This window comes from Enterobacter sp. GER_MD16_1505_Eko_090 (assembly GCF_003331015.1).
GTDB lineage: Bacteria > Pseudomonadota > Gammaproteobacteria > Enterobacterales > Enterobacteriaceae > Enterobacter > Enterobacter roggenkampii.
Map to the genome: position 1 here is coordinate 1 of NZ_PUQF01000006.1, position 17682 is coordinate 17682.

The following is a 17682-nucleotide window of genomic DNA, read 5'->3' on the forward strand; positions in this document are numbered from 1 at the left end:
TGTGGTGTGTGTGTGGTTTTTTTATTTGTGGTGGTTGTTTTTTTTTTTTTCCCTTTTTTTTTTTTTTTGGGGGGGGTGTTGTTTTTTTTTTTTTTTTTTTTTTTTTTTTGTTTTTTTTTCCCCCCCCCCCCCACCCGACAACATGCCTGCACATAAAACAAAGCCCGGTTTCCCGGGCCTTGAACGCAACTGCACACTCAGTAATACGCTTGCAGCGTGCGCTGGCAGAGCGCCGAGCGCACGCAATCCTCTTTGGTGAAGCGTACCACCCCAATCATCTCATCTTCCTCAAAACGTGACATGGCGTCGCTTAATCCGGATTTCACGCCGGACGGCAGGTCGCACTGGGTAATATCGCCGTTAACGATAACCGTCACGTTCTCCCCGAGGCGCGTTAAAAACATCTTCATTTGCGCAGCGGTCACGTTCTGAGCCTCGTCAAGAATGACGACCGCATTTTCAAATGTACGTCCGCGCATATAGGCGAACGGCGCGATTTCCACCTTGCCAATCTCTGGCCGCAGGCAGTACTGCATGAAGGATGCACCCAGCCGCTTCACCAGCACGTCATAGACGGGCCTGAAGTACGGGGCAAACTTCTCCGAAATGTCACCGGGCAAGAAGCCGAGATCTTCATCAGCCTGCAGTACCGGACGGGTAACAATGATTCTTTCCACGTCCTTATGGATCAGCGCTTCCGCCGCTTTGGCTGCACTGATCCAGGTTTTCCCGCATCCGGCTTCACCGGTTGCAAAGATGAGCTGTTTACTCTCGATAGCATTCAGGTAGTGCGCCTGAGCCTCATTGCGCGCCACAATTGGAGAATTATCACGGCTGTCACGGGCCATGCCAATTGCTTCTACGCCACTCATCTGCACAAGCGAGGTGACCGATTCTTCTTCACGCTGTTTATGGCTACGTGAATCCCGTCTCAGCACACGTTTTGCTTCGCGACGAGCTTTGATCACTGCTTTTTGTCTTCCCATGGATAGCACCTTGAGTTGTTGGTATTCATCACACGCGCCAGCGTCGGCACGATTATGCGCACGAACATCAGAGGGTTGGCTTCCTTGTAAGCCATTGCTTGCACTATCGGATGACGATACGGAACAGCTACGCGCACCGTTCTGCACGTCGGTCGAATCAGATTCTTGAGGGAGGGGGGAAAATTTAGTGGTGAGGAAATCGCTGCCGGAGTCTGAGCCTCCGCGCCGGGTGCTGCGGTTGTTATGTTTACCTTGTCCAGTACAGGACGCAACCATTCGCGATCTCCATAGTGATTCAGCATCACTGCCGGGAACTACCGCTGTCTTATCTTAAGTACATCAGGAGTTATCATAAATGCAACATTTATTTTACCTGAATGCAACTTTTAGGACTGTCCCTACAGTTGAAATCAGTCTCATATAGAAATATTACAGAAATATAACAGCAGGATAGTCATATGAAAAAATAATGTCCCCGCGAACGGTTGCGGGGACAATTATCAGGCTTCAATAAGACCCTGCGCGAGATACGCGTTGCTGTCGCGCACGCCTGGCAGGGCAAAGAAATAGCCGCCGCCGATAGGTTTAATGTACTCTTCCAGCGCTTCGCCGTTTAAGCGCTTCTGTACCGTCAGGAACCCCTTCTCGAGATCGTGCTGATAGCAGACGAACAGCAGCCCCATATCGAGCTGACCGGAATTGGTCACGCCGAGCGAATAGCTGTATCCCCGACGCATCATCAGACTGGACTGCGTCTCTTTGGTACGCGGATTGGCCAGACGAATATGGCTGTCCAGCGCAATCACGTCGCCATTCGGATCGCGGGCGTAGTCAGGCACATCATGCTCGTTCTTCATGCCGAGCGGTGCCCCGCTTTGCTTATCGCGACCGAAGATCGTCTGCTGCTCTTTGAGCGGCGTGCGGTCCCAGAACTCCACGTGGAACTGAATAATGCGCACCGCCTGATAGCTACCGCCCACCGACCATGCCGGTTCGCCCTGATCGGCAGTGACCCACACCACCTCCTTCATGAGCGCGCTATCGTGGCTGTCCGGGTTGGCCGTGCCGTCCTTGAAGCCCAGCAGGTTCACCGGGGTCTCTTTCCCTTTGCTGCGGGCGGCGTGGTCAGAGATAAACCCTTCCCGCTTCCAGCGCACGCTCAGCAGATCCGGCGTGTGCTTAATGATGTCGCGCAGGGCGTGGATTACCGTGTCCTGCGTATTGGCGCAAATCTGCAGAAGCAGATCGCCGTGGCAGAGGGCGGCGTCCAGGGAATCATTCGGGAAACGCGTCATTTTTTGCAGCGCTTTCGGCTTCTGTTTTGCCAGCCCGTAGCGCGCGTCAAACAGCGATTCTCCCAGCGAAACGGTTATGGTCAGGTTATCCGGGGCAATGAATGGCCCCAGAATGCCGGAGTCCATTGGCGGCAGACGCGGGTTCGGCGTATCGGGCGCCGGTCCACCGGCGGTCAGAAACGCGATGCGCGTCGTCAGCAGGCGGAACAGGCGTTCCAGATCGGCTTTATCGCTGGCCAGCGAATCAAAGGCCACCAGCATCATCGACGCCTGCTGCGGCGTCAGAATGCCCGCCTGATGCTCGCCATAAAACGGCTGCGTCTCCATGCGGGCGTTGGGTGACAGCGTGCCGGGCGCGCTTTGCGGTTTCGCCGCGTGCGCCACCGGACACCCGCCAGCCAGAGCAAGCGCGCCCCCGAGCGCCCCCACCCCTTTTAACAACCGACGACGGGAAGGCTCAGCCACGTCGTTCTCGTTATGCTTATTCATCGTGCTTAGTCCAGACCCAGTACGCCACGCAGCAGGGAGAGATCTTCCGCCAGGGCGGTAATCGGGCCTTTCAGCGCGTTACGGTCGGCATCGGTCAGCTTATCGTAGGTCTCAAACCCGTCTTTGGTGCGGTACTTCGCCAGGATGGTGTCGACTTTTTTGAAGTTGGCGTCCACCTTGGCCAGCAGCTCGCCGTTCTCTTTCTGCAGCTGAGGACGCAGCAGGTTAACAATTTTCTGCGCGCCGTCGACGTTTGCCTGGAAGTCCCACAGGTCGGTATGGCTGTAGCGATCTTCTTCGCCGCTGATTTTGCTCGCGGCCACTTCTTCAATCAGACCGGCCGCGCCGCCCACCACTTTAGACGGCGGGAAGGCCAGCTCGCTGATGCGCTTTTGCAGCTCCAGCACGTCGCTGTTCAGCTGCTCAGCGTATTTCTCCATCCCTTTGGTGGAGTTGTCGCCAAACAGGGCTTTTTCCAGTCGGTGGAAGCCGGTAAATTTCGGATCGGCGGCCTTCTGCTCGTAATCGTCCTCACGGGCATCGATGCTGCCATCGAGGTCAGAGAACAGCTCGGCAATCGGCTCGATGCGCTCGTAGTGCTGACGGGTTGGCGCATAGAGGGATTTCGCTTTTTCGATATCCCCGGCCTTCACCGCATCGGTAAAGGCTTTGGTTGCCGTCGCCAGCTCCGCCGTCTCTTTCGTGACGTACGCCTTATACGCGGTAATTGCATCGCCCAGGCTCAGCACCGCAGCGCCTTTCGCCGCATCGGCCGTCGCTTCACCTTTGACGATGAGCTTCCCTTTCGGGTTGGTCAGCAGGCCGCAGGTCATCTCATACTCGCCCGGCTGCAGGTTGGCGGTCATCTTCTGGCTAAAGCCAGGGGCGATATTTTCACGCTCTTCCACCACCAGAACGCCTTTCAGGATCTCCCACTCCAGCGCCTTCTGGCTGTGGTTCTGAATAATAAACTGGGTTTTACCGCTGTTCACCGTGAGGGTCATCGGCTCACACTGCTTGTCGTTGACGGTGACCTTAACCTGTGGAACATCCGCGCCCCAGGCGGAGAAAGCAGAAGCGAACAGCGCGGCAATGCCTGCGCATAACGCACTACGACGGAACTGAATTGCCATGACTCTTCCCTTTAAAAGTATGTTGTCACTAAATCAAAAATTACGGCGCAACGCGCGACGCCTGCGTGCCGGTACGCGGCGGCATTGCGAACAGCACCAGCGCCGGAACCAGATAAATAAAGTACATCGCCACTTCGCTGACGCTCGGCGTTTCCTGATAGCCGAAGATACCTTCGAGCAGGGTGCCGGTCAGAGAGTGCGTGGAGAGAACGTTGCTGAGGTCAAACGCCACGTCCTGGAAGTGGTTCCACAGGCCCGCTTCATGGAAGGCGCGAATCGCCCCCGCCGCCAGACCCGCGGCCACCAGCAGAATAAACAGGCTGGTCCACTTGAAGAAGGCGCCCAGATTCAGGCGGATACCGCCCCAGTACAGCAGGAAACCGAGCACCACGGCCGTGGCGAGGCCCAGCACGGCCCCCAGCGGCGGCCAGATCCCCACATCCTGCTGAAACGCCGCCAGCAGGAAGAAAACAGACTCCAGCCCTTCACGCGCGACGGCGAAAAAGACCATCATAATGAGCGCCCAGCCGTGGTTGTTCCCCTTCTGCAGCGCGTTATCCACCGCCTGCTCCAGCTGCACCTTCACGTTACGCGAGACTTTACGCATCCAGAACACCATCCAGGTGAGGATCACCACCGCAATCACGGCGACGATACCTTCAAACAGCTCCTGCTCTTTCTGCGGGAACTCGCCGGTGGTTTCGTTAATGAGAATGCCCAGGCCCAGGCAGAGCGCCGCGGCAAGGAATACGCCGACCCACATGACGCCAATCCAGCGCCCGCGCTGGGTTCGCTTCAGATAACTGGCGATGAGGCTCACGATAAGGGCGGCTTCGAGCCCTTCACGTAACATAATGAGAAATGGAACAAACATGCCGACACCTTAAATGTTTATCGCGGTCAACTGATGCAAAGAAAGGTAAATTCTTGTGATAGTGATTATCATTACGACGGAAAGAAAAACAAGCGAAATGTGCGGTGTTTTGATGACGAGTTGTAAACGCAAAGCCTGATAATAGTGACGTACGTAACGTTCAGGTTTATAAGTTATAACGAAAATGCCCATTTACGCTGATTCAGGGCTGTGGCTAAATATCCGCCTCACAACCTAACTGAAAATAAACCATGTTTAAAATTGTCCATTTCCTGCTGGCGCTGGTGATTATTCTTGCGCTCGCCTGGCTTACGAGTTTTGACCGCCGGAAAATTCGGGTTCGTTTTGTTTTACAGCTGATTGTTATTGAAATTGCGCTGGCGTTCTTTTTCCTGCACGCCGAAAGCGGGTTATTCCTGATTAAATACGTCTCAGGATTTTTTGAGTCACTGCTCAAATTTGCTGGCGAAGGCACCAATTTCGTCTTTGGCGGTATGGGTGAAAAAGGGCTGGCGTTCATTTTCCTCGGCGTGCTTTGTCCGATTATTTTTATTTCCGCGCTGATCGGTATTCTTCAGCACTGGCGGATCCTGCCAATTTTTATTCGGGTAATCGGTACGCTGCTGTCAAAACTGAACGGTATGGGCAAGCTGGAATCCTTTAACGCGGTGAGCTCGCTGATCCTCGGCCAGTCGGAAAACTTCATTGCCTACAAAGGCGTGCTGGGCGATCTCTCCTCGCGTCGTCTGTTCACCATGGCGGCCACGGCCATGTCGACAGTCTCCCTGTCGATTGTCGGGGCGTATATGACCATGCTCGACGCCAAATATGTCGTCGCGGCGCTGATTCTCAACATGTTCAGCACCTTTATTATCCTCTCAGTCATCAACCCGGCGCGCCCGGAAGCGGAACCGGATGTTAAGCTCGAAAAACTGCATGAATCCCAGAGCTTCTTCGAGATGCTCGGCGAGTATATTCTGGCCGGTTTTAAAGTAGCGATGATTATTCTGGCGATGCTGATTGGCTTTATCGCGCTTATTAGCGCCGTTAATGCCCTCTTCTCCAGCGTATTTGGCATGAGCTTCCAGCAGATCCTGGGCTATGTATTTTATCCCCTGGCGTGGCTGGTAGGGATTCCGCTGAGCGATGCCTTAAACGCGGGCAGCATAATGGCGACCAAGCTGGTGGCGAATGAATTTGTGGCGATGATTGAGCTGCAAAAAATAGCGCACCAGATGTCCCCGCGCGGGCTGGGGATTTTATCCGTCTTCCTCGTCTCGTTCGCGAACTTTGCCTCCATCGGCATCGTGGCCGGGGCGATTAAGGGCCTGAACGAGCAGCAGGGTAACGTGGTATCGCGTTTCGGGCTGCGTCTGGTGTACGGCGCGACGCTGGTGAGTTTGCTGTCGGCGAGCTTTGCGGGGTTGGTGCTCTGATGCAATGCCGGGTGGCGCGCAGCGATCCCGGCCTACAAAACAACAACGGCGGGAATTCCCGCCGTTTTCATTAAAACTGCACGCACACCGGCTGATCGACACGCATCACCGACTCCTGCGCGAAGCGGGACTTATAAATCCCGCGTAACGCTTCGATGTTCTTCTCGCTCTGCGCATCTTTACCGTGGATCAGCATCAGCGCCTTGCTCGGCTCGCGCGCCACTTTTCCGTCGTTCCCCAGCCACTGCCCGCGGGCATCAAACACCGTTAAGCCATCGCGAAAGCGCGGCGTCACGTCCTGGTCAACAAACTGCTGCCACTCGTTGCTGGTAATCTGCGCCCCGGCAGGACGGTTTAAGCCGAAATAGAGCGTGGTTTGCTGCATCTGGCTATCCGCTTTGCAGGTCTCCACCGCCGCGTGTTGCGATGGCGCGCTGCAGCCCGCCAGCATCAATAATGCCGCCGCCATTAACCCTGTTTTGATTGTCATGCTTCGCTATCCTCATTGTTATAAGCACATGGATATCACAGGAAAAGACAGATTTTGGCAAGAAAAAAGCCGGGTGCGCTTGCGCTTACCCGGCCTACGGTTTTCCGTGGGAAAAATTATTCCGGCTGCAGCTTAGACGGCGGCGCGGAGTGGTAATGCGCGTCGGCTTCCGCAAAGCGTTTCTGCATGGAGGCAGACGGTGCTTTACCCAGCAGGCTGAAGACCACGATACCGATGCTGCCGAAGATGAAGCCAGGAATGATTTCGTACAGGCCCAGCCAGGCGAACTGTTTCCAGACGATAACGGTCACCGCACCGATAATCATCCCCGCCAGCGCGCCGTTACGGGTCATACGGGACCACATGACGGAGAACAGGACGACCGGACCAAACGCCGCACCGAAGCCCGCCCACGCGTAGCTCACGAGACCCAGCACGCGGTTTTCCGGGTTGGCCGCCAGCGCAATCGCCACCAGCGCCACCAGCAGCACCATAAAGCGCCCTACCCACACCAGCTCTTTCTGGCTCGCGTTTTTACGCAGGAAGGCCTTATAGAGATCTTCAGTGATTGCACTGGAGCAGACCAGCAGCTGACAGCTCAGGGTGGACATCACCGCCGCCAGGATCGCAGAGAGCAGAATACCGGCAATCCACGGGTTAAACAGAATCTGCGCCAGTTCGATGAACACGCGCTCGGCGTTCTGGTTCACCGCGCCCGCCTGCGCCGGGTTGTTATTAAAGTAGGCGATACCGAAGAAGCCGACCGCACACGCGCCCGCCAGACACAGAATCATCCACGTCATGCTGATGCGACGCGCATGAACGATGGTGTGATGAGAATCCGCCGCCATAAAGCGCGCCAGAATGTGCGGCTGACCGAAGTAGCCCAGACCCCAGCCCATCAGGGAGACGATGGCGACAAAGTTCAGCCCTTTCAGCATGTCGACGTTTTCAATGCTCTTCTGCTTGATCACTTCCAGCGATTCGCCAAAGCCGCCAACGGTGAAAATCACAATCACCGGGGTCAGGATCAGGGCAAAGATCATCAGACTCGCCTGCACGGTGTCGGTCCAGCTTACCGCCAGGAACCCGCCCACGAAGGTATAGAGGATGGTCGCCGCCGCACCGGCCCACAGGGCGGTTTCATAGCTCATGCCGAAGGTGCTTTCGAACAGGCGCGCGCCCGCCACGATGCCGGAGGCACAGTAGATGGTAAAGAACAGGAGGATAACCACGGCAGAGATAATGCGCAGAATGCGGCTGTTATCTTCAAAGCGTCCGGTGAAGTAGTCCGGCAGCGTCAGGGCATTATTGTTAGCCTCGGTATGCACGCGCAGACGGCCCGCCACCAGCTTCCAGTTGATCCACGCGCCCACGGTCAGACCGATGGCGATCCAGCTTTCCGAGATACCGGAGATAAAAATCGCACCCGGCAGACCCATCAGCAGCCATCCGCTCATGTCCGATGCGCCCGCGGAGAGTGCGGTCACCATCGGGCCTAAACTGCGTCCGCCCAGAATGTAGTCGTCAAAGTTTTTCGTGGAACGCCACGCCAAAAACCCTATCAGGATCATGCCAAAAATATAAACGAGAAATGTCACCAGCATCGGTGTGCTAATTGCCATTCAAATTCTCCAAAAGTGTCGAGCGACAACCATCCGGGTTGCCTTGTTATATGATCACCGGAACGAGGTGACGGTATCTTGTGTTTCGGTTGGGCGCGCTATCCTGCCGTATGCGCCCTCCGCTGACAAACGATTTAACACTGCATTTACATCAATTTCATCCCCGGTTTGATACGAGTTTCCTATAGGTTGCACTCGCTCACGCTTTTACGGGTTGCACCTTTGAAAAGTGTTAACTCCCGCATAAAACCAGGCTTTCCGCGACAAAGCCAGCACGTTTTTCCAGCTAACCATTCGTTAACAATCCATTCATTTTCTGGGTTGCAAACCAGGTCACATTTAACACGGTTGCACAAAGTTGCAACATGGTGGATATTTCACGCTAACGACCAAACACGATGAAAGCACAACAGGAGCTTTGGCATGGGTATGACCACCATGGGGGTTAAGCTGGATGACGCGACCCGCGAACGGATTAAGACCGCAGCAACCCGCATTGATCGCACGCCGCACTGGTTAATTAAGCAGGCGATTTTTAACTATCTCGAAAGACTCGAGAGCGACGAGGGCCTGCCGGAGCTGCCTGCCCTGCTCGCCGGTGCCGCCAATGAAAGCGAAGACGCGCCAGCCGCTGGCGACGAGAGCCATCAGCCGTTCCTCGAATTCGCCGAGCAGATCCTCCCGCAGTCCGTCAGCCGCGCCGCCATCACCGGTGCGTACCGTCGCGCCGAAACCGACGCCGTACCGATGCTGCTGGAACAGGCCCGTCTGCCGGAAGCTATTGCCGCACAGGCGCACAGCCTGGCGTACCAGCTGGCTGACAAACTGCGTAACCAGAAAACCGCCACCGGCCGCGCCGGAATGGTCCAGGGTCTGTTGCAGGAGTTTTCCCTCTCCTCACAGGAAGGCGTGGCGCTGATGTGCCTGGCGGAAGCGCTGCTGCGTATTCCGGATAAAGCCACCCGCGACGCGCTGATCCGCGACAAAATCAGCAACGGCAACTGGCATTCGCACATTGGCCGCAGCCCGTCGCTGTTCGTCAACGCCGCGACCTGGGGCCTGCTGTTCACCGGCAAACTGGTCTCGACCCATAACGAAGCCAACCTGTCCCGCTCCCTGAACCGCATCATCGGCAAGAGCGGCGAGCCGCTGATCCGCAAAGGCGTGGACATGGCGATGCGTCTGATGGGCGAGCAGTTCGTCACCGGGGAAACCATTGCCGAAGCGCTGGCGAACGCCCGCAAGCTGGAAGATAAAGGTTTCCGCTACTCCTACGACATGCTGGGCGAAGCGGCGCTGACCGCCGCCGACGCGCAGGCCTACATGGTTTCTTACCAGCAGGCGATCCACGCCATCGGTAAAGCGTCCAACGGTCGCGGTATTTATGAAGGCCCGGGCATCTCCATTAAGCTTTCCGCCCTGCACCCGCGCTACAGCCGCGCGCAGTACGATCGGGTAATGGAAGAGCTCTACCCGCGCCTGAAGTCCCTGACCCTGCTGGCGCGCCAGTATGATATCGGCATCAACATCGACGCCGAAGAGGCCGACCGTCTGGAGATCTCCCTCGATCTGCTGGAAAAACTGTGCTTCGAACCGGAGCTGGCGGGCTGGAACGGCATTGGCTTCGTGATCCAGGCCTACCAGAAGCGCTGCCCGTTCGTCATTGATTACCTGATTGACCTGGCCAGCCGCAGCCGCCGTCGCCTGATGATCCGCCTGGTGAAAGGGGCCTACTGGGACAGCGAAATCAAACGCGCCCAGATGGAAGGGCTGGAAGGCTATCCGGTCTACACCCGCAAGGTCTACACCGACGTCTCTTACCTCGCCTGCGCGAAAAAGCTGCTCGGCGTGCCGAACCTGATCTATCCGCAGTTCGCCACCCACAACGCCCACACCCTGGCGGCCATTTACAGCCTGGCCGGGCAGAACTACTACCCGGGCCAGTACGAATTCCAGTGCCTGCACGGCATGGGTGAACCGCTGTACGAGCAGGTGACCGGTAAAGTGGCGGACGGCAAGCTTAACCGCCCGTGCCGCATTTATGCCCCGGTAGGCACCCACGAAACCCTGCTGGCATATCTGGTGCGTCGCCTGCTGGAAAACGGCGCGAACACCTCCTTCGTTAACCGCATCGCCGACACCACGCTGCCGCTCGACGAGCTGGTCGCCGATCCGGTGCAGGCCGTTGAGAAGATGGCGGCGCAGGAAGGCCAGATTGGCCTGCCGCATCCGAAGATTGCCCTGCCGCGCGAGCTGTACGGCAAGGGTCGCGTCAACTCGGCGGGGCTGGATCTCGCCAACGAACACCGTCTGGCGTCCCTCTCCTCTGCCCTGCTCAACAGCGCGCTGCAGAAGTGGCAGGCGAAACCGATGCTGGAGCAGCCCGTTGCTGACGGCGACATGCAGCCGGTCATCAACCCGGCGGAGCCAAAAGACATCGTCGGCTACGTGCGTGAAGCCACCGATGCGGAAGTGGATCAGGCGCTGGACAGCGCGGTGAATAACGCCCCTATCTGGTTCGCCACCCCGCCGCAGGAGCGTGCCGCCATTCTGGAACGCGCGGCGGTGCTGATGGAAGACCAGATGCAGTCGCTCATCGGCATTCTGGTGCGCGAAGCGGGTAAAACCTTCAGCAACGCCATCGCCGAAGTGCGCGAGGCGGTCGACTTCCTGCACTACTACGCCGGTCAGGTGCGCGATGATTTCGACAACGAAACCCACCGTCCGCTCGGCCCGGTCGTCTGTATCAGCCCGTGGAACTTCCCGCTGGCGATCTTCACCGGCCAGATTGCCGCCGCCCTGGCCGCTGGCAACAGCGTGCTGGCAAAACCGGCAGAGCAGACCCCGCTGATTGCCGCACAGGGCATCAACATTCTTCTGGAAGCCGGCGTACCGGCGGGCGTGGTCCAGCTGCTGCCGGGCCGCGGTGAAACCGTGGGCGCCAAACTGACCTCCGATAACCGCGTGCGCGGCGTGATGTTTACCGGTTCGACCGAAGTGGCCTCGCTGCTGCAGCGCAATATTGCCACCCGTCTGGATGCGCAGGGTCGTCCTACTCCGCTCATCGCGGAAACCGGCGGCATGAACGCCATGATCGTTGACTCATCCGCGCTCACCGAGCAGGTGGTGGTCGACGTGCTGGCCTCCGCGTTCGACAGCGCAGGTCAGCGCTGCTCCGCCCTGCGCGTGCTGTGCCTGCAGGATGACGTGGCGGACCACACCCTTAAAATGCTGCGCGGCGCGATGGCCGAATGCCGCATGGGCAACCCGGGCCGTCTCACCACCGACATCGGGCCGGTGATCGATGCGGAAGCCAAAGCCAATATTGAAAACCACATTCAGGCCATGCGCGCGAAAGGCCGTCCGGTGTTCCAGGCGGTGCGAGACAACAGCGAAGACGCCCGCGAGTGGCGTTCCGGCACCTTTGTGCCGCCTACGCTTATCGAGCTGGCGAGCTTCGACGAGCTGAAAAAAGAGGTCTTCGGTCCGGTGCTGCACGTGGTGCGCTACAACCGTAACAACCTCAACGAGCTGGTTGAGCAGATCAACGCCTCCGGCTATGGCCTGACGCTCGGCGTGCATACCCGTATCGACGAGACCATCGCGCAGGTGACCGGCAGCGCCAAAGTAGGCAACCTGTACGTCAACCGCAACATGGTGGGCGCGGTCGTGGGCGTGCAGCCGTTCGGCGGTGAAGGCCTCTCCGGCACAGGTCCGAAAGCGGGCGGTCCGCTCTACCTGTACCGTCTGCTGGCGAACCGTCCTGAGAACGCGCTGGGCGTTACCCTGGCGCGTCAGGATGCGGAGTATCCGGTGGATGCGCAGCTGAAAACCGTGCTGACCCAGCCGCTGGACGCGCTGATTAAGTGGGCTGATAATCGTCCAGAGCTGCGTGCGATTGCGCAGCAGTATGGCGAGCTGGCACAGGCCGGTACGCAGCGTCTGCTGCCGGGGCCGACCGGCGAGCGCAATACCTGGACGCTGATGCCGCGCGAGCGCGTTCTGTGCGTGGCGGATAACGAGCAGGACGCGCTGGTACAGCTGGCCGCCGCGATGGCCACCGGGTGTGAAGTGCTGTGGCCGGACGATGCGCTGCATCGCGATCTCACCAAACAGCTGCCGAAAGCGGTCTCGGCCCGCATTCACTTCGCGAAAGCCGATGCGCTGCTGACGCAGCCGTTTGATGCCGTGATTTATCACGGTGATTCTGACCAGCTGCGCGAGCTGTGCGAGCAGGTTGCGGCCCGCAGCGGGGCGATTGTTTCGGTGCAGGGCTTCGCGCGCGGCGAAACCAACCTGCTGCTGGAACGCCTGTACGTGGAGCGCTCGCTCAGCGTCAACACCGCTGCAGCGGGCGGTAACGCCAGCCTGATGACCATCGGTTAATCGTGTAAACTCTCCCCGGTGGCGCTACGCTTACCGGGGCTACAAAACAACCGTAGGCCGGATAAGCGCAGCGCATCCGGCTTTTTTACACGGAGGGGATGATGAAAAGAGTATTTTTCGCAGGCGCAGCGCTGCTGCTGAGCGCCAGCGCGCTGGCCGACGAGTGCGACAAAGCGACCACCCAGCTTGAGCTGAATACCTGTAGCGCGCAGCAGTATCAGGCTGCCGACAAAAAGCTCAACCAGACCTATCAGGCCGCCGTCAAGCGTGCGGAAGCCCCTCAGCGCGAGCTGCTGAAAAAGGCGCAGCAGGCCTGGATTGCCCTGCGCGACGCGGACTGTGCGTTTATCGGTTCGGGGACGGAAGGCGGCAGCGTTCAGCCGATGATCGTGAATCAGTGCCTGGCGGAGAAAACCGTGGAGCGCGAGGCGTTTCTGGCCTCGCTGATGCAGTGTGAAGAGGGCGACTTAAGCTGCCCTCTCCCACCAGGGAACTAGCGCAAGCGGATCCCTTCGATAATCATCCGCTGCACGTTCTCCAGGGTGCTGTGGAAAAACGCTTCGTCCTGGAGCGTTTTACCGGTCACCGCCTCGACCTGGGCCGCAAAGTCAGCGTAATGCTGGGTGGAGGCCCAAATCATAAAGATCAGATGATGCGGATCGACCGGGGCCAGCTTTCCGCTGGCCACCCATCCGGCAATAATGGCCGACTTATCGTCCACCAGCTGTTTTAAATCTCCGGTCAGCTCCGCCTGCAACAGCGGCGCCCCCTGCAGCATCTCAAGACAAAACAGCCGTGATGCCTGCGGGTAATCGCGCGACACCTCCAGCTTCAGGCGTATGTACTCTTTGATCGCCACCAGCGGGGCCAGCTCCTCGCGGAACGCTTTCAGCGGCGCCAGCCAGATATCGAGGATCTGCTGCATCACCGCGACATAGAGCGCCTCTTTCGACGGGTAATAGTAGAGCAGATTGGTTTTGGATACCCCGGACTGCTCCGCCACCTGCTCCAGGCGCGTGCCGTGAATGCCAAACTGCGAAAAGGTCTCCAGCGCCGCGCTGAGGATCGCCTGCTTCTTGGCGCTCACCGCCTGCGAACGTTTACCTGGTGTTTTCACTGCGCCTTGTGTCATTCCCGCTCTCCTTATTCTGCGTTGCCCTCAGCATAGCAAAACCCCCGTCTCGCCACGACATCCTGCACCCCGATCGCGCATGAATGCCTGTTTTCTGTGCAATGTTTTTGACCAGTTAGTCCACATTTAATCACATCAAACCACCAACCTCTGATTAACACATTAATAATACTGCCATTTTCAAAACTGGCACTGCCTTTGCAAAAACACCGTTACACCTGCGACGTAATGAAGAGAGGTTCGTGATGAAAATTGGCGTATTTGTACCCATCGGCAACAACGGCTGGCTTATCTCGACCACTGCACCGCAATACATGCCGACCTTTGAGCTGAATAAAGCCATCGTGCAGAAAGCGGAGCACTACCATTTCGACTTTGCGCTTTCGATGATCAAGCTGCGCGGCTTCGGCGGCAAAACCGAATTCTGGGATCACAACCTGGAGTCCTTCACCCTGATGGCCGGGCTGGCCGCGGTCACCTCGCGGATCCAGATCTACGCCACCGCAGCCACCCTCACCCTGCCCCCGGCGATCGTGGCACGCATGGCCTCCACCATCGACTCCATCTCCGGCGGACGCTTTGGCGTCAACCTGGTGACCGGCTGGCAAAAACCGGAGTACGAGCAGATGGGTCTCTGGCCGGGCGACGATTACTTCTCTCGCCGCTACGACTACCTGACCGAGTACGTGCAGGTCCTCCGCGACCTGTGGGGTACCGGTAAAAGCGATTTCAAGGGCGACTTCTTCACCATGAACGACTGCCGCGTCAGCCCGCAGCCGTCGGTGCCGATGAAGGTGATTTGCGCCGGGCAGAGCGACGCGGGAATGGAATTCTCGGCGAAATACGCCGACTTCAACTTCTGCTTCGGTAAAGGGGTTAACACGCCTGCCGCCTTCGCCCCGACCGCCGCGCGCATGAAAGAGGCCGCCGACAAAACCGGGCGCGACGTGGGCTCCTACGTGCTGTTTATGGTGATTGCCGACGAAACCGACGACGCCGCGCGCGCGAAATGGGAGCGCTATAAGGACGGTGCCGACGAGGAGGCCCTGAGCTGGCTCACCGAGCAGAGCCAGAAGGACACCCGCTCCGGGGCGGATACCAACGTTCGCCAGATGGCCGACCCGACCTCCGCCGTCAATATCAACATGGGCACGCTGGTCGGCTCGTACGCCAGCGTCGCCAGAATGCTCGATGAAGTGGCGGCCGTTCCCGGTGCAGAAGGCGTCCTGCTGACCTTCGACGATTTCCTCACCGGCGTGGAAACCTTCGGCGAGCGCATCCAGCCGCTGATGCAGTGCCGCGCCCACATCCCTGTCGTCACGAAGGAGGTAGCGTAATGACAACCCTTAACGCACGCCCGGAAGCCATCACCTTCGCGCCCCAGCAAAGCGCACTGATCGTGGTGGACATGCAAAACGCCTACGCCAGCCAGGGCGGCTATCTGGATCTGGCGGGGTTCGACGTCTCCGCCACCCGGCCTGTGATTGAGAACATTAAAACCGCCGTCGCCGCCGCGCGCGCTGCGGGCATGCTTATCATCTGGTTCCAGAACGGCTGGGATGACCAGTACGTTGAGGCCGGTGGCCCCGGTTCACCGAACTTCCACAAGTCGAACGCCCTGAAAACCATGCGCAAGCGTCCCGAACTGCAGGGCAAGCTGCTGGCAAAAGGCGGCTGGGATTATCAGCTGGTGGATGAGCTGGTCCCGCAGGCGGGTGATATCGTCCTGCCGAAACCGCGCTACAGCGGCTTTTTCAACACCCCGCTCGACAGCCTGCTGCGCAGCCGGGGCATTCGCCATCTGGTCTTCACCGGCATTGCCACCAACGTCTGCGTGGAGTCGACCCTGCGCGACGGCTTTTTCCTCGAGTATTTCGGCGTGGTGCTGGAAGACGCGACCCATCAGGCCGGGCCGGATTTCGCCCAGAAGGCGGCCCTGTTCAATATCGAAACCTTTTTTGGCTGGGTCAGTAACGTTGCGGAGTTCTGCGACGCCCTGACTCCTCCGCTCGCCCGTATCGCCTGAGGAGACGCACGATGCCGAAATCCGTAATCATCCCGCCGGGCACCAGCACGCCCATCGCCCCGTTTGTTCCCGGCACGCTCGCCGACGGCGTGGTGTATGTCTCCGGCACGCTGCCGTTTGATAAAGACAACAACGTGGTGTTTATCAACGACCCAAAGGCGCAAACCCGCCACGTGCTGGAGACGATCAAAACCGTGATCGAAACGGCGGGTGGCACGATGGAAGACGTGACCTTCAACAGCATCTTTATTACCGACTGGAAAAACTACGCCGCGATTAACGAAATCTACGCGGAGTTCTTCCCCGGCGATAAGCCGGCCCGGTTCTGCATTCAGTGCGGGCTGGTGAAGCCGGACGCGCTGGTTGAGATCGCCACCGTTGCGCACATCGCGAAGTGAGGCAGGCATGAAACTTTCCGTCTCACCGCCCCCGTATGAGGGTGCGCCCGTGGTGGTCCTTATTGCCGGTCTCGGCGGCAGCGGCAGCTACTGGCTGCCCCAGCTGGCCGCGCTGGAACCGGAGTATCAGGTGGTGTGCTATGACCAGCGCGGAACGGGCACTAACCCCGACGCCCTGCCGGAAGGCTACAGCCTGGCACAGATGGCGGACGAACTGGCCCAGGCGCTGGCTGACGCCGGGATCGCGCGCTACAGCATCGTCGGCCACGCGCTGGGGGCGCTGGTCGGCCTGCAGCTGGCCCTCGACCGCCCCGACGCCCTCACCGCGCTGGTGTGCGTCAACGGCTGGTTGACCCTCAACGCGCATACCCGCCGCTGCTTTCAGATCCGCGAGCGCCTGCTGCATTACGGCGGCCCGCAGGCGTGGGTTGAGGCGCAGCCGCTGTTTCTCTACCCGGCAGACTGGATGGCCGCTCGCGCCCCCCGTCTGGAGGCCGAAGAAGCGCTGGCGCTGGCCCATTTCCAGGGAAAAGCCAACCTGCTGCACCGGCTCAGCGCCCTGAAAAAGGCTGACTTCAGCCGCCATGCGGCGCGCATTCGCTGCCCGGTCCAGATCATCTGTTCCGCCGACGACATGCTGGTGCCCTCTGTCTGCTCGTCTGAGCTGCAGGCGGCCATCCCGCACAGCCACAGCGCGGTGATGCGTCAGGGCGGCCATGCCTGCAACGTCACCGAGCCGGAAACCTTCAACACCCTGCTGCTGAACGGGCTGGCCAGCCTGCTGCACAGTCATGAACCCGCTTTATAAGGAGCCTTAATGAGCGAAGCCATTACCCCCGCCGCGCTGGAAACCCTGTTCACTGGCGCCCGCACCCATAACGGCTGGCAGGATATTGCCGTCACCGACGAGACGCTGCGCGAAATCTACGACCTGATGAAATGGGGGCCAACCTCGGCCAACTGCTCCCCGGCACGGATTGTGTTTGTGCGAAGCGCGGAGGGAAAAGAGAAGCTGCGCCCGGCGCTCTCCAGCGGCAACCTGGAGAAAACGCTCACCGCTCCGGTCACGGCGATTGTCGCCTGGGACAGTGAATTCTACGAGCGCCTGCCTGAACTGTTCCCGCACGGCGATGCCAGAAGCTGGTTTACCGCAAGCCCCGCGCTGGCGGAAGAGACCGCCTTTCGCAACAGCTCGCTGCAGGCCGCGTACATGATTTTCGCCTGTCGCGCGCTGGGGCTGGACACCGGCCCGATGTCGGGCTTTGACCGACAAAAGGTCGACGAGGCCTTTTTCACCGGCACGACGCTTAAAAGCAATCTTCTGATCAACATTGGCTACGGCGACCCGGGCAAACTTTACGGGCGCCTGCCGCGCCTGACCTTCGACGATGCCTGCGGGCTGGCGTAAGGAG

At 58.9% G+C, this 17682-nt stretch carries 15 protein-coding genes; 8 read left to right on the forward strand and 7 right to left on the reverse strand.

The window, feature by feature from the left end; genetic code table 11:
* Nucleotides 1–197: 197 nt before the first annotated feature.
* The 4 genes from phoH to efeU form a co-directional block, all read right to left on the reverse strand.
* Nucleotides 198–986, reverse strand: coding sequence for a phosphate starvation-inducible protein PhoH (gene phoH, locus C6A40_RS08195; protein ID WP_024908976.1), 789 nt, complete (start codon nt 984–986; stop codon nt 198–200).
* A gap of 500 nt (nt 987–1486) precedes the next feature.
* Entirely contained in the window at nt 1487–2770 is a 1284-nt protein-coding gene (efeB, locus tag C6A40_RS08200; RefSeq protein WP_045334692.1) for an iron uptake transporter deferrochelatase/peroxidase subunit, read from the reverse strand.
* A 5-nt stretch (nt 2771–2775) separates the two neighbouring features.
* Nucleotides 2776–3903, reverse strand: a complete 1128-nt coding sequence (efeO, locus tag C6A40_RS08205) for an iron uptake system protein EfeO (RefSeq protein WP_045334694.1) — start codon at nt 3901–3903, stop codon at nt 2776–2778.
* 40 nt (nt 3904–3943) lie between these two features.
* Nucleotides 3944–4777, reverse strand: coding sequence for an iron uptake transporter permease EfeU (efeU, locus tag C6A40_RS08210; protein WP_008503506.1), 834 nt, complete (start codon nt 4775–4777; stop codon nt 3944–3946).
* A gap of 251 nt (nt 4778–5028) precedes the next feature.
* Here efeU and C6A40_RS08215 point away from each other — a divergent pair, with 251 nt between their 5' ends.
* A complete protein-coding gene (locus C6A40_RS08215; protein ID WP_021240801.1) occupies nt 5029–6213 on the forward strand; it encodes a NupC/NupG family nucleoside CNT transporter in 1185 nt (394 codons plus the stop codon).
* A 70-nt stretch (nt 6214–6283) separates the two neighbouring features.
* On the opposite strand, the gene C6A40_RS08220 is transcribed toward C6A40_RS08215, so the two are convergent.
* Both C6A40_RS08220 and putP read right to left on the reverse strand, forming a co-directional pair.
* Nucleotides 6284–6703, reverse strand: coding sequence for a DUF3574 domain-containing protein (locus tag C6A40_RS08220; RefSeq protein ID WP_032651277.1), 420 nt, complete (start codon nt 6701–6703; stop codon nt 6284–6286).
* Nucleotides 6704–6819: 116 nt separating this feature from the next.
* Nucleotides 6820–8328 carry a sodium/proline symporter PutP gene (gene putP / locus C6A40_RS08225; RefSeq protein WP_008499815.1) on the reverse strand — a complete coding sequence of 503 codons (1509 nt, stop codon included), beginning with the start codon at nt 8326–8328 and terminating at the stop codon, nt 6820–6822.
* Nucleotides 8329–8751: 423 nt separating this feature from the next.
* Between putP and putA the strand changes: the two genes are divergently transcribed.
* The gene (putA, locus tag C6A40_RS08230) at nt 8752–12714 is read left to right on the forward strand and encodes a trifunctional transcriptional regulator/proline dehydrogenase/L-glutamate gamma-semialdehyde dehydrogenase (RefSeq protein ID WP_023343736.1); all 3963 of its coding nucleotides are present in this window, start codon (nt 8752–8754) and stop codon (nt 12712–12714) included.
* A gap of 101 nt (nt 12715–12815) precedes the next feature.
* The gene (locus C6A40_RS08235; RefSeq protein ID WP_032651270.1) at nt 12816–13211 is read left to right on the forward strand and encodes a lysozyme inhibitor LprI family protein; all 396 of its coding nucleotides are present in this window, start codon (nt 12816–12818) and stop codon (nt 13209–13211) included.
* Here C6A40_RS08235 and rutR read toward each other — a convergent pair.
* Nucleotides 13208–13846 (reverse strand): HTH-type transcriptional regulator RutR, encoded by a 639-nt coding sequence (rutR, locus tag C6A40_RS08240; RefSeq protein WP_008499819.1) that lies wholly within the window; start codon nt 13844–13846, stop codon nt 13208–13210. The two genes, C6A40_RS08235 and rutR, sit on opposite strands and share 4 nt — an antisense overlap.
* Before the next feature lie 245 nt (nt 13847–14091).
* Between rutR and rutA the strand changes: the two genes are divergently transcribed.
* From rutA to C6A40_RS08265, 5 genes are read left to right on the forward strand one after another with little or no spacing between them, the layout of a single operon-like run.
* Complete coding sequence (gene rutA / locus C6A40_RS08245) at nt 14092–15183, forward strand: pyrimidine utilization protein A (RefSeq protein ID WP_045334697.1); 1092 nt, start codon at nt 14092–14094, stop codon at nt 15181–15183.
* Complete coding sequence (gene rutB / locus C6A40_RS08250; protein ID WP_045334700.1) at nt 15183–15872, forward strand: pyrimidine utilization protein B; 690 nt, start codon at nt 15183–15185, stop codon at nt 15870–15872. The genes rutA and rutB overlap by 1 nt, the downstream gene beginning before the upstream one ends.
* Before the next feature lie 11 nt (nt 15873–15883).
* Nucleotides 15884–16270 carry a pyrimidine utilization protein C gene (rutC, locus tag C6A40_RS08255; RefSeq protein WP_008499822.1) on the forward strand — a complete coding sequence of 129 codons (387 nt, stop codon included), beginning with the start codon at nt 15884–15886 and terminating at the stop codon, nt 16268–16270.
* A 7-nt stretch (nt 16271–16277) separates the two neighbouring features.
* The gene (gene rutD / locus C6A40_RS08260; RefSeq protein WP_045334704.1) at nt 16278–17078 is read left to right on the forward strand and encodes a pyrimidine utilization protein D; all 801 of its coding nucleotides are present in this window, start codon (nt 16278–16280) and stop codon (nt 17076–17078) included.
* A gap of 9 nt (nt 17079–17087) precedes the next feature.
* Nucleotides 17088–17678, forward strand: a complete 591-nt coding sequence (locus tag C6A40_RS08265; protein ID WP_032651257.1) for a malonic semialdehyde reductase — start codon at nt 17088–17090, stop codon at nt 17676–17678.
* The last annotated feature ends 4 nt before the right edge of the window (nt 17679–17682 follow it).

What these genes read in the sequence shown, in the direction of transcription:
- rutC (WP_008499822.1), top strand. Translation starts at nt 15,884, where the DNA reads ATGCCGAAATCCGTAATCATCCCGCCGGGCACCAGCACGCCCATCGCC.
- rutB (WP_045334700.1), top strand. Translation starts at nt 15,183, where the DNA reads ATGACAACCCTTAACGCACGCCCGGAAGCCATCACCTTCGCGCCCCAG.
- rutR (WP_008499819.1), bottom strand. Translation starts at nt 13,846, where the DNA reads ATGACACAAGGCGCAGTGAAAACACCAGGTAAACGTTCGCAGGCGGTG.
- rutD (WP_045334704.1), top strand. Translation starts at nt 16,278, where the DNA reads ATGAAACTTTCCGTCTCACCGCCCCCGTATGAGGGTGCGCCCGTGGTG.
- C6A40_RS08235 (WP_032651270.1), top strand. Translation starts at nt 12,816, where the DNA reads ATGAAAAGAGTATTTTTCGCAGGCGCAGCGCTGCTGCTGAGCGCCAGC.
- C6A40_RS08215 (WP_021240801.1), top strand. Translation starts at nt 5,029, where the DNA reads ATGTTTAAAATTGTCCATTTCCTGCTGGCGCTGGTGATTATTCTTGCG.
- efeO (WP_045334694.1), bottom strand. Translation starts at nt 3,903, where the DNA reads ATGGCAATTCAGTTCCGTCGTAGTGCGTTATGCGCAGGCATTGCCGCG.
- C6A40_RS08265 (WP_032651257.1), top strand. Translation starts at nt 17,088, where the DNA reads ATGAGCGAAGCCATTACCCCCGCCGCGCTGGAAACCCTGTTCACTGGC.
- efeU (WP_008503506.1), bottom strand. Translation starts at nt 4,777, where the DNA reads ATGTTTGTTCCATTTCTCATTATGTTACGTGAAGGGCTCGAAGCCGCC.
- efeB (WP_045334692.1), bottom strand. Translation starts at nt 2,770, where the DNA reads ATGAATAAGCATAACGAGAACGACGTGGCTGAGCCTTCCCGTCGTCGG.
- putP (WP_008499815.1), bottom strand. Translation starts at nt 8,328, where the DNA reads ATGGCAATTAGCACACCGATGCTGGTGACATTTCTCGTTTATATTTTT.
- putA (WP_023343736.1), top strand. Translation starts at nt 8,752, where the DNA reads ATGGGTATGACCACCATGGGGGTTAAGCTGGATGACGCGACCCGCGAA.
- C6A40_RS08220 (WP_032651277.1), bottom strand. Translation starts at nt 6,703, where the DNA reads ATGACAATCAAAACAGGGTTAATGGCGGCGGCATTATTGATGCTGGCG.
- rutA (WP_045334697.1), top strand. Translation starts at nt 14,092, where the DNA reads ATGAAAATTGGCGTATTTGTACCCATCGGCAACAACGGCTGGCTTATC.
- phoH (WP_024908976.1), bottom strand. Translation starts at nt 986, where the DNA reads ATGGGAAGACAAAAAGCAGTGATCAAAGCTCGTCGCGAAGCAAAACGT.